We start from the raw sequence: 12,606 nt of genomic DNA, 5'->3' as shown, positions 1-12,606 counted from the left end.
GGCTATTGGATGCGACCGACTTTATTTCCAAGGAACTCTGTAAACCACAAATTCCCATCCGGACCTTTGATGATGTTAACTGGGTGAGCGGCAGCCGTCGCTAAGGGGAACTGAGAAAAAGAACCATCAGTGGCAACGCGACCGATCGATTGCGATGCTTCGTTCGTAAACCACATCGCGCTGTCCGGGCCGGCGGTAATCCCATAGGTTGTGGCGGGAAAACCTAAAAAGGCGGGTACTAAGTATTCGGTGACTGGTGAACCTGCGGTTGCGACGGTACCGACACTGTGTGCGCCGCATTGCGTGAACCACAAATTTCCGTCTGGGCCGGCTGCCAGGTCAAACGGTTTTACCGAAGCACCAACGGAGTAGTCCGCCACCGACGTACCATCAGTCGTGATACGGCCAACCTTATTCCCAGAGGATTCCGTAAACCACATCGCGCCATCCGGACCAGGCGCAATACCGGCCGGTTGGCTCGACGCGGTTGGAACTGAGAATTCCATGACCACGATTGGTCCGCTCGTCGGAATGCGCCCGATCTTGTTTCCCAACAGCTCCGTGAACCACATAGCTCCATCCGGTCCAGCGGCGATGGCACGAGGAAAGCTGTGTGCCGTTGGAACGACGAACTCAAATATCGGCGAGCCATTCATCGGTATCCGCCCGATTTGCCCGACGTTGTATTCTGCGAACCACAATGCTCCGTCGCTACCAGCGGCAATGCTAATCGGGCCCGCGTTTGCCGTCGGCAGCGTATACTCGGTGATCTGCGAGTTGGAGAGCGTTGCCGTCGTTGGAATGCGGCCGATCTTGTTCGTGTTCTTTTCGGTGAACCAAATGGCGTTGTCTGAACCCACGGTGATACCGAACGGCTGACTGCTCGCGCTAGGAAGCGGAAACTCGGTCACGACTCCGCAGATGTCGCTGCTGAACGTTATCTTTAACACGAGAGCAACTGGGATGCCGCCGCTGCCGCTTCGCGGCGTCGCGAGCGCTTCCAAAAACACCGCCGAGCCGCCCGGCGGATAAGTCGGCGGTTTTGGAGGCATTAACACGAACGTATTGGGAGATGACGGTTTTGGCGTCGACACGGCCAGCATCGAGGAGCCCGAACGCAGGGTGACCGCCGGTGCACCGTGGCCAACGATGAAATTGCCGTCGGCGTCGATGCCGACCACGCTGACGGACTGCGGGGTTGGACTGCACCGCGGCATAACGTAACCCAGCGTCTGGTTTCCGTAGATCGTGGACGAAGCAGACGGAATGAAGGCAACCGCCGTTGGAATTCCGTCGAGTACCACCTTGACGTCGTTCGGGTTATTCTTTTTGATCGAAAAGGGAATGCTTTGATTGGCCGACAGCACGTGGCCTGTCGGCGTTTTTCCGCTCAGCAAGCCGTCGTAGGTGGTAAATGCAGCCGTGTAGTTCCCGACGGGAAGATCTGCTGTAATCGTGCAGGTCGTACCCGTCGAATCTGCAACGCAATGCGAGTTGGATGCTGGCGTGAGGTCAGCGTTAAAGCTTTTGACGGTGGCGTCGGCGAAGGTGACGGCGATCGCAACCGACTGTGTGGCGGGCGACACATAGTGACGATGCAACTTCTGTCTTTGGCGCCGAGCGGCGGCACCGATCGTGGGAATGGAAATGACGATCGTCGCGTGACTCTTAGTAGTCGTTCGGTGGCGCCCTGCCGCTCCCCCCACGAACGACGACGGCAGAACGCCGTTGCCGCCGCTACAGGCCGAAAGCGCGGCCAGCGCCAGCGCTGAAAAAACGAGGGTTCGCTTCATGTACTCCTCCACCCGAAACGCGTTTCCGTAGGATCTTGAGCTAAGGATCTTGATTTTCGTAGGCACCGACGTCGCAGCTATCCTTGTCGAGGACTGGATCTCTCGGAAGCCCGCGCTGATCGACGAAGATGTTGAACTGCAAGCAGCTGTCAAAGGGAATATAAGCGGTCCCGGGACTTGTTTTGCCGTCGGCGCTCGTTTGCGTCGGACCGCCGTTACTGGCCAATCCCGCGAGTTGCGGGTCGACGGCGAGATCGTGCGAGGTCGTGCCGCTGATAACGTTACCTACTACCGGGCTTTGAATGATGTCGTAGTCGCCTGAAACAACGCTGCCGTCGTTCGAGATCTCGTTCGGACCACCTGACGCGGTCCCGTGAGCCAGAATCGAGTTGGCGATAGTGATGGAGGCATCGGCATAGAGATTCTTGAGGCTACCACCGTTTAAGGAGGCCGTGTTGGCGTAGATCGTCATATTTTCAAGGCTGACGTTCGCGGCAGCATCGTTTTCCAAGCCGCCCCCGTCGACCGACGAAGTATTGTTCTCTATGGTGCTGTTCGTCATCGTAGCACCGCCGGCGTTGAAGATCCCGCCTCCACCAGCATAGGCGGGCGTACCGTACACCTTGTTCGATGCTATGGTTGAGCCAGACATCGTCAGCGTGGCCGCGTACGCCGCGTAGATGCCACCGCCACCGTCATTAGCAGCCTGCATGGCAGTGACACTGTTTCCGGAGATTGTGGAGTTCGTCAGCGTTGCCAGGCCGTCGATCCACAAACCGCCGCCCTGAGTAGTCGCGGTGTTGTTGCTAATGGCGCCGATGAACGAGAACGGCCCTTGCTCGATTGCCATCGCGCCTCCTTCCCCACCATAACCCGTGATCGCCGCGCTAGCGACGTTTGCGGAAAAGGAGCTCGCACCGCCGATGTTCACGGCGGCGAATGCGGCAACCCCGCCGCCGCTTGCAAACGAACCCGCCCCAGCTGCCGAAGCGCGGTTTGCCGAGAACGTCGCAGATGTAAACACGCTGCTTCCGCTTCCGAGGTAGACGGCGCCGCCTTCAGCGTAGCCTCCCGAGCCACCGACGGCGCTATTGCCGGTAAATGAATCGGACGGGAGCGTGGAGCTCGACTCGCCGTCTATGGCGCCGCCGAAGGCGTAGCCGGCCCTTGCACTATTGCTGGAAAACGTGCTTACGCTCATTGAGACGCCGTTGCCGGCATACACGGCACCCCCGTACGCGGCCCCCGATCCGCTCGTTCCGTCCGAGAAATTCTGGGAAAACTTGTTCTTGGAACCGGAAAAAGTTTGATCGGCATAAATGCCGCCTCCGTAACCGTACGAGTCGCCTCCAGCTTCGTTTGCATTAAACGTGCTGCCGGACACGCTTAGCGATCCCGCCGTTGTATATATCGCTCCCCCGGTTCCCCACGATCCGCCTGTTCCACCGCCTGCGATGTTCGAATCGAAAACGCTGTTTACCACAGTCGTCACACCTGAAATCTGTGCAATCGCACCGCCGACGCCGAAACTCCCCTGCGAATGTCCTCCGGCGACGTTCGCAGTGAACGTGCACGACGCGACGGTGAGCTTTCCGCTGTCGTAGAGCGCCGCGCCATAACCGAATGCCCCCACAACGGGTGACCCGGAGCCGCGATACCCCGCATTGTTCTTAAACACGTCGGAGGTCAGCTTCGCCATGCCCAGGTTGTCGATTGCTCCGCCGTAGGCAGCCGCGTTTTCTGAAAACATGCTCTTAGTAACGGTGAGCTTCGCGTGAGCCGCGTTGTAGATTGCACCACCCGCGCCCGCCCCCGACGCATCGGTAACCATCATCCGCGGAGCGTGGGCGTGTCTGATCGCGTGAGAGCCTAGGCGGAAGGGCCGTCGACTTAGCGGGGTCGCCTTCTCTGCGACGGCAGTCGAGCTGCCGGCGCCCGACGCCGCATTCCCGTTGAACGCCACATCGTCGACAGTGAGCGACCCGGCATTATAGATCGCGCCGCCTTGCGCGGCCTTTCCGTCCCGTAATGTGAGGTCACTGATGCTCGCCACGACGTGCGCGGCCACCGAGAAGATCTGCGACTTTCGATTTGCGGAGATAAAGAGCACCGTCGTCCCAGGCCCAGTGATTCTGATCTTCTTCGAAATTGTGATTGGCCCCGTCGTCAACTTGATCTGCGCGTGCTTGGGCAGATGGAACGTGACCGTGCTGCCGCTCTGTGCTTTCGCAAGGGTGTCACGCAACGATCCACGACCGCTATCAGCCTTCGACGTAACGACTAACTGTGGGCCTTTCCCGTCCCAAGGTGCGCCTGCGCCGGCATCGGTCATCGGCACCACCGGTGGAACCAACTGCCCTGTACCCGCACGATATGGTCCGGCACAGCCTGCGATGAGAAAGGCGCATGCGATTAAAACGCCCGCTCCGCGTTTGCCGCGTATCATCACATGTCGTCCGGAGCCCTGTGCGATGGCTTCGCCCGCAGGAAGTGAATCATACTGTACGGCGCGGATACCGGGACGAACTTGCGCGGAGACTGCAGGAAGTTGAAGCTGTCTACGAGACTGGCCGCGCGTGCGTCGGTTGCGCCGAGCGAGGGGACGCCAAACGTCTGCTCGATAAACTTGAGAACGCTGCCGAACTCGTACTGCGTGTGCGAAACGTAGTGTGCGCGCGCGTACGGGGAGATGATGATGCAAGGCACGCGGATGCCCAGTCCCAAGAAGTCCAGCTGTGGCGGCGGTACGTTGTCATACCAGCCGCCCCAATCGTCCCATACCACGACGATCGCTGAGGAGTTCCAATACTTGCTCTGACCTACTGCGTTAACCACCGAGGCAACCCAGGATGGTCCCGTGTTACTGTTCGTATCCGAATGATCGGAGTCGAGCCAGTCTGGTATGACGTAAGAAACCGCCGGCAAGTCTCCGCTCGAGATATCTTTGAGCACGTTCGTCGGTGGACTGCTGACATTATTCTTCCAGTCCGGTCCGTAGCGCACGTCGCGGATAGAGTCGAAGACGGACCATTGAAAACCGGGGTTAGACAAGGCCGGGTCATAGTATTTCCAAGAAACCTTCGCAGCATCGAGGGAAGCGGCGATGGTCTTCGGACCGAAGATTGAGTTCGAGTCATCAAAGCAAGGAAAAGGGCCATTTTTATACGTGTAAACCCCAGACGAGCTGTACGTATCGGATCCAGTCCCGGCTGGCGCATCACAGCCCCACGGCATCGCGGTCGGCGTGTCGACTTCGGCCAGGCCCGTCTGCAACAGCGTGTCGCCGGCAACGAGCGTGAGGTGCCCAGTGTAGCTCGGGCCAAACATCGTCGGGAACATATGGTCGGCCAGCACGTATTGATGTGCCATCGTCCAATATGGCGCAACGAGGTTGCGCGGAATATAGCTATAGACATCGTTGCCGACGGGAAGCTTGTTAATGTTCTGCGCCAGATCGAACCCGTCCATCTTCCCGTGATCGTAGTCCGCTTGGCCTTGCTGGAACGAGTAGTAGCCCCAGGCGTCCCCCGGCGCGATAAACCCTAAGGGGCGCAATGGCACCGTCGTCCCGTCGTGCCGCTTTCCAAACGTCGGTGCCTCTGCGCCGGGGAAGCCGGCGAAGATGTTATCGAAGCTTCGGTTTTCCTGGACGATGACGATGATGTGCTTGATCGGCGTGCTTGGCGACATCGCGGGGCGAGCCTGCGGTACGGCGGACGCGCCCCCCAGCAACGAGGGGGCGGCGCCAGGCGAGCAGCCGGATAATAGCGCGCTCGCTACGATCGCGGCGCACAAAGTGCGCCCGCCGGCACGCATTGAAATGACGACGTCGCTAAGGAGCGCACGCATGGGCTGCCTGTACTTTGTCGGTTCCACGTCCTAACCTGCAACGTATGGGGCGCTGGCCTGGTTACCCCCGGCCGCATACCATACTTCCACTTATTCGGACCTTCGGCGCGAGGGCTTACCTGGTCGGGCTCTTTAGCAGCCCAGCCAGCCCTTCCTCGATTCAACGCGCTAGGAGCCGCTCCGTTCTCTCGTAAAATCCACGGCACCGGCAATGATAGAGAACAAGGAATTCAGGGTTCCGCTGGATTTGGCTCTGACGCCGATTGGGATTCGTCGTTGCATCGTCCTGGGCGAGTGCCTCATAACCGGCTATCCGCCTTATATCGAACACGCCGATAATGGATGCCCGTGCGACTTCTTCCTAATCAATAACGTTCCGCGGCTTCCCGAGCTTCCGCCCAAACCAGTCGCGGAATACGACTTTCAGGTGCTGCAAATACCGATGCGGTCTATCCTGAAAGATTACGAGTATTTCTCGTTGTCGTACGGCGACGTCACGGCATATGAACGGTTGTTCGAAACTTCGAAGCAGAACCTCCGTATGTTCTTGGACGCGGCGCTGCTGTGGAACGTGGAGCATGGGTTATTGACGTTCGTTTGGAACTTCATGGTCCCACAACAGAACCCGATGGGCAGATTCTTCCCGCGGTACGATCTCCGCAATATGGTTCACTTCGTTGAAAAGTTGAACGAAGCTCTTGCGGACATGCTCCTCGATTATAAGAACTGCTATTTTTTCGATCTAGATTCCGTTATCGCTACGTTCGGACGCCGCTATTATCAGGATGACGTGCTGGCCGTAACCAACCACAGCAGCCAACTTACCGACTACGACTTCGAATACGACGAACAACGGCTCGAGGGCCCCGCACGCGCCACGGAGTGGTACCCTTCGAATGGCGAAGACGTGATGGTTGCCGTCTGGGACGAGATCGTCGCCATGTATCGAACGTTGCGACAGGTTGACTCAGTAAAAATGGTCATTCTCGACCTCGACGACACATTGTGGCGCGGCGTTGCCGCCGAGTTCACAGAAGTACAGCCGCATGCGCTAGAAGGCTGGCCGCTCGGTGTCGTTGAGGCGCTGACGTATTTGCGCCGCCGAGGCGTTCTGCTCGCCGTCGTCAGTAAGAACGACGAAAAGCGAATAAGTGACCTGTGGAACCAGATATTTATGGGGCGGCTTAGGCCCGAAGACTTTGTCGCTTTGAAGATCAGCTGGGAACCTAAAGCCAACGGAATCGAACAGATCTTAAAAACGGTGAATTTAACACCGCGCAGCGTCCTTTTCATCGACGACAATCCCGTGGAACGCGCTGCGATCGAAGGCGCCTTCCCAGGCATTCGAACGTTGGGCTCTAACCCGCTGTTGTGGCGGCGGATATTGCTGTGGTCTGCTGAAACGCAGGTAGCGCGCCTTAGCACGGAAGCGGCAAGCCGCACGGAGATGGTTCGGGCGCAGATCGTGCGGGAGGAGCAGCGCCAACAGCTTGGGCGCGAAGATTTTCTCAAAACGCTCGATCTTAAGGTGTCGCTCAGCGAGATCGTCGACACGGATTCAGAGGAGTTCGCGCGTGCCGTCGAGCTGCTCAATCGGACCAATCAGTTCAACACGACCGGCGTGCGGCGGTCCGAGCAGGAATGTCGGGAAGCCCTTCGCGCGGGAAAGCGCCTTTTCACGCTGCGCGCGAGCGACCGGTTCACCAACTATGGGCTCGTCGGCATTATTATTACCGAGGGGTCGCACATCGAACAGTTTGCAATGAGCTGCAGGGTCATTGCACTCGACGTTGAGGTGGCAGCGATGTCTGCGCTTTTAGAGCTGTTCGGTGAGAGTGGGCGGAAGAGTGCGGTCGGGACGATCGTTGAGACACCACTCAACAGCGTCGTGCGAGACCTCTTTGACCGCTGCGGTTTTGTTGGCGCCAACGGCCGATGGGAACGGCCGTTGGCTCAGGCGCTTTGTGTTCCAGCGCACGTGAGGTTAACGAAATCTTGGGAGACGGCTCCCAAGAGTGGCGACTCCCTTCCGGCTTAAGCCCGGACCGGCGGCATCAGAACGTCGTCTGCAAACGCGCGACACATCGCATCAAGGGAAAACTCACGACGAACGATTTCCTGCGATCGCGCAGAAAGCTCCCGCCACAGGTCGTCATCCTCGAGCAACGCGACGATATAGTCCGCAAGCGTCGTCGCATCGTCTGAAGCTCGCAAGGCATCGGATGCGTACCCGAGTCCCTGCACGCCGACGCTGGTCGTAACCATGGGCAAGCCATAACGCATCGCCTCGACGACTTTTCCCTTCACGCCCGCGCCGAACCGCATGGGCGCAACGGCGACTCGTGCGCGCTGGTAGAATGCCTCCAGTTCCGCTTCGGAAACCGACCCCGTAACGGTCACGTCGGGACCGGCGAGCGCTCTCACCTCATCCGTTGGATTCGAGCCGACGATCCACATATGTGTATTCGGCCGGCGGCTATGGACCTGCGGCAGGATCTTCGAAACGAGCCATTGCGCCGCGTCGATATTTGGCGGATGACCGAAACCGGCGACGAAAATAACGTCGCGCCGCTCGCTAAGATTTGCCGCCGGGCACGCTGCGACGTCTTCGAAGGCCAGCAGCGGCACGGTGCGAACGCGGGTCGACAATCCGCGACTAGCAAGCCATTCCCGCGCATATTCCGCTTCTTCGGCTGAGAAATAATAAACCGTGTCCACCATGCTCCAAACACGTTCCTCGAGTTCGCGCCAGTACGACTCTTCTTCAAGCAAAGATTCCGACGTCGGATCGACCTCCCGCTGTCTGGCTATTCGCAAGTGGTGGATGTCGTGCCCGTAGTAGAGAAGCTTGGCGCGACTGTGAGTTCGCAGCGCTTCGATAAATTCAGCAGCGACGTGCGGGCGGCTCAATAGTGCGTAGTCGACATGGGTTCCAATGTCACGGATCCAGTCCTCGAAGCTGCCGGTGTTCGAGTCGTAGAACACTTCAATACCGGACTGCAGCAGGTGGTCGATGTATTGAGGATCGCGGTAGCGGTTCTGTGGCCAGAACTTAACGTTCATCCCACATTTTTGGAGCGCGTGCATCGCGGCCAGCGTTGAGCGCGACCCGGCATCGCGATCCGGCTGCGGAACGTAGTGGTCGACGACGAGAACGCACGGCTTGTTTCGCGACCGCTCTCTGGCCGCGAAGACGTTCTCGGCGTTTGGAAAGTGGTCTCGCTCGAGCGTCTCTTTCCACCGCTCAAAGAATTTCGTCGCGTTGAGCGCCTGATAGGCTTTCACGCCCCCGCCCACGTCCGTTCCATGCGAAACGCCTTCGTAGTGCACGATGACTGAGGCGGGCTGAAAATACACCTTCTTGCCGTGAGCGCGTGCCTTGAACGCAAGGTCGGTATCTTCGTAGTATGCCGGCGCGTACTCCACATCGAAGCCGCCGACGCTCCTAAAGAATTCCGCATCGACTAAAATGGCCGCGCCCGAAATGTAGTCGGCTTCACGAACGTAAGCAAATTGAGGAGCATCGGGATCACCGAGACGCCCGTAGTTCCAGGCGCTCCCGTCGCGCCAGACGATTCCGCCGGCTTCCTGCAAACGCCCATCGGGATAGACGAGCTTCGATCCAACAATGGCCGCGTCGCTGTGCATTTCGAACACATCAACCAGGCGATCGAGCCACCAGCTCGTGACTTCGGTATCGTTATTTAAAAAGAATAGATACCGGCCTCGAGCTGCTGCGGCTGCGCGGTTGCAGTTCCCGATAAAGCCGAGGTTCTCTTGCGCGTTCAGCAATCGCACGCCGGGGATGCTCGCGAGCAGCTCTACTTCCGGATCGCCCGAAGCATCTTCGGCGACAATTACTTCGAACGCGCGGCGTGACTGATAATTCATGATCGAAGCCAAACACTGCAGCGTGTACCCGACCTTACCATACGTTGGGATGATTACGCTGACTTCGGGCTCGGCAGAAATCGGCAACCGTATCTTGGCCGCAGCATCGGCATTAGACCCGGCACCCGCATCTTCGGCGGCAACCTTCGCGACGAGCTCCGTGTACTTCAGCTCGGGAAGCCGCTCACCGAGTGCTGCCTCACGCTCGAGCGCAAGCTCGGCACGCATAGCGTCGCGCGCTTCCCGTGCCGCCGCGAGCTGCTGAAGCAGCGACTCGATCCTCTCATCGTCTCGAAGCGGCGAACGGTCACCGATGGGGACCGCCCGTTGGGACGATTCGGCTACGGGCGCCTGTGCCTGATCTTTAGAATCGAGCACCGCTTCCGCGCGCCCCTGGGCTGCTCTCGCCGAAAGGATCGCATTCTGCACTTCGATCGAGCGTTTTGCCGCACGTTCGGCAGACAGAAGCTCACGGAGATCGTTTAGCTCAGCGTCGCGACCATGGACCATTTCGCGTAGGGCTTGAACCTCGCTGCGACCGTCTTCCACGGCGGCCAAAGCCGCATCGACGCGCGCCTGACGTTCCGTGAGCTCCCGATCGCGAACCGCTAAGCGAGCGGATTCGCTGTCGGCCTCCCGCTGTAAAGAGAACAAGCGCTCGTGAAGTGCACCCGACTCGCGGCGCACCGCAGCCAGTTCCTCGCGCATTGCCGTCACGTCTGCGTCGCGTTGCGCAATTACCGACTGTAACGTAACGAGCTGCTCTCGCAGGAGTCCAATCTGATCCTTGGCAGACGAGAGGGTCGAATGGGCACTGGTGAGTTCGTTTCGGGCCACCTCGGAGTCGCGTCGCTCTGCGTCGCGCTCAACTTTCAGTGCCGCCATATCTTCGGTGGACGATGCGAGCCTTTGCCGGGATTGCAGCAATTCGGCCTCGCGAGCGGTAAGCTGCTCGTACAACCGGTCTGCCTTGGCGCTTAACGTTTCCATCTCACCGCGAACCGCCTCGGCCCGCTGCTTCGCTTCGTTGAGCTCCGAGTCTCGGGACGAGAGTTGTTCCCGTAGCGCGCGGGTCTCGCCACGCGACGCATCGAGCTCGGCGTTACGCCCGTTGAGTTGCTCGGATACGCCCGCTTCGCCGGTTCGCAGCAGCTGATTTTCCGCTCTTTCCGCCGCTGCTTGCTGCTGCGCGCTCTCCAGCTCCGCCGCGCGCGCGTTAAGCTGATTGCGCAGATCATCGGCCTCGGCCCGCAACCCCTCGCAATCGGCGCGCGACGCATCCAGTTCGAGTCGGCTGTCCTCAACGTGCTGCCGCTCTTGCGTGAGTTCCGCTTCGCGGGTAGTCAGTCGCCCGAAGAGCCACTCCGCCTTGCGGTTCAGCTCGTCGTTCTCGAGGAGCAACGCCTCGGCTTTGGCGAGAGTCTCCGTAGCGTGGGACTGAGCTTTCCCAAATTCCGACTCGATGCGCGCGGTCTGCTCGCGCAACAGCGTTAACTCGCCATGCAAAGCTTCACTTTCGCGACGCAGGGCTTCATTCTCGCCGCGAAGGGCTTCGTTTTCACCGCTGAGCGCGTCGTTGGCACCGGTCGCGGCCTTTGCCTGATTCCGAGCGGCTCCAAGGTCGGCGTCGCGTTTAACGAGTTCCGCGTGCTGCAAACGCACCTCGTTAAGTAAAATCGCGTTCCTGGCGCGGAAATCTTGAGCTTGGCCGCGCATGGCTTCGGCTTCGCTGCGCAGCGCTTCCGCTTGCTGTCGAGACTCTTGAAGTTCCTCGTCGCGCGCGGTGAGCTCCGTGTAGAGCCAGTCAGCTTTCGCACTCAGTGCGTCGCTATCGGCCCGAACTGCCTCGGCTTGCCGCCGCGCGTCCTCAAGCTCTTGCCGGCGCGCGGCGAGCTGGTCGTTGAGCGAGCCCGCTTCACTCCGTAGTGCTTCGAGATCGCCATCGCGAGCGGAAAGATCCGATCGCAGGGTCTTCACCGTTTTCTGTTCGGATGTGACTGAAGCTTCGAGGCCTTTGCGTTGCACTTCGGCGGCAGCGAGAAGCGGTTCGTACGCTTTGTCCGCCACGGCGACTTGATTTCGAATGTCGTCGAAGATCGCCGTCACGTCCTCGTCTTCCGACGCGGCAACGCATGCGCGGTAAATCGCTTTCACCCAGCGGACGACGTCTCTGCGCGCATCGAGTTGCTTGATGCTGTTGCGATGATGCCGCAGCGAGTCGGCAATAATGTACTCGAAGGCGAGGTCGATCTCGGACTGGCGACGCGGCCACGAGATATCGAGCCGCTCGCCGACCTTGTGCAGCACGTCTCGCCAATCGCTCATGAGTTGGTCGTACGTGACGAAGACGCGAGGCAAATCGCGGCTATGAAGCTCCGCTTCCAGAACGTGGCGCAGCCAAAGCAGCAGCGATTTGCTCCAGTGGAACCCGTCGCGGTCGCGAAGCGAGGCCGCAACTTCGAGCGGATGCCGCGCAATCAGTATGCAGCTCGGTGCAATGCCGCCGTCTTCCAATGCTCTCCGCAGCACCGGGAAGATTCGGCAGAGACGTGGATCCTTGGCGCAGAGGAAATCGGAGCCATCGTACTCCTCAGCGATCACCTCGGCGTAGCGCGGCATGAAGCGCTCAGTTTTTGTTGAGCGCAGCATTTCGGGCGGCAGACTAAGGGTCGAATCCCACGAGAGACCAAGCGCGGCCAGCAGCTCGTTGTCGAGAAAATACAGCGGCCATGACTCCCAGTGGCCGGTCGGGTTATCGCCGCCGCCGGCCATGAGCTGTCGCGGCGGGTCCGCGCCTGCCTTACAAAGGAGGGCAGCCATCAGCGAGGTTCCCGAACGATGCATGCCCAGAACGATCGCCGCGCGGCGCGTGACGAAGTCCGCGTCTCGTACCACGCGCTGGTTGACGTTCTTACCCGAACGGTCGCGTTCTGCTGGCACCCCTTACCTCAATCCGCTCTCTGGGCACTCGTAGCCTCTTGAATCGGCCTAAATCGGACGGCGTTTGAGCGCCCGCCGCTCGCCTCGGCGCGGGTGCCGGCCGATGATAAGGCAAAGGAAAGCCGCATCTGAC

At 59.7% G+C, this 12,606-nt stretch carries 5 protein-coding genes; 1 reads left to right on the top strand and 4 read right to left on the bottom strand.

What is annotated here, in order from left to right; translation table 11 throughout:
* Positions 1-2: 2 nt before the first annotated feature.
* The 3 genes from VGG89_11400 to VGG89_11390 all read right to left on the bottom strand — a co-directional run bounded on the left by VGG89_11400 (position 3) and on the right by VGG89_11390 (position 5,642).
* A complete protein-coding gene (locus tag VGG89_11400) occupies positions 3-1,793 on the bottom strand; it encodes a hypothetical protein (protein HEY1977147.1) in 1,791 nt (596 codons plus the stop codon).
* 40 nt (positions 1,794-1,833) lie between these two features.
* Positions 1,834-4,038, bottom strand: coding sequence for a choice-of-anchor Q domain-containing protein (locus VGG89_11395; GenBank protein HEY1977146.1), 2,205 nt, complete (start codon positions 4,036-4,038; stop codon positions 1,834-1,836).
* A 200-nt stretch (positions 4,039-4,238) separates the two neighbouring features.
* Positions 4,239-5,642 carry an alkaline phosphatase family protein gene (locus VGG89_11390; protein HEY1977145.1) on the bottom strand — a complete coding sequence of 468 codons (1,404 nt, stop codon included), beginning with the start codon at positions 5,640-5,642 and terminating at the stop codon, positions 4,239-4,241.
* A gap of 211 nt (positions 5,643-5,853) precedes the next feature.
* On the opposite strand from VGG89_11390, the gene VGG89_11385 reads away from it, so the two are divergent.
* The gene (locus VGG89_11385; GenBank protein HEY1977144.1) at positions 5,854-7,680 is read left to right on the top strand and encodes an HAD-IIIC family phosphatase; all 1,827 of its coding nucleotides are present in this window, start codon (positions 5,854-5,856) and stop codon (positions 7,678-7,680) included.
* On the opposite strand, the gene VGG89_11380 is transcribed toward VGG89_11385, so the two are convergent.
* Positions 7,677-12,473, bottom strand: coding sequence for a glycosyltransferase (locus tag VGG89_11380; protein ID HEY1977143.1), 4,797 nt, complete (start codon positions 12,471-12,473; stop codon positions 7,677-7,679). The two genes, VGG89_11385 and VGG89_11380, sit on opposite strands and share 4 nt — an antisense overlap.
* Between the last annotated feature and the right edge of the window lie 133 nt (positions 12,474-12,606).

The sequence above is a fragment of the Candidatus Baltobacteraceae bacterium genome (genome assembly GCA_036488875.1).
Lineage (GTDB): Bacteria > Vulcanimicrobiota > Vulcanimicrobiia > Vulcanimicrobiales > Vulcanimicrobiaceae > JAFAHZ01.
The sequence above is the reverse complement of the archived record's forward strand: the minus strand, read 5'-3'. Positions and strand labels throughout refer to the sequence as shown.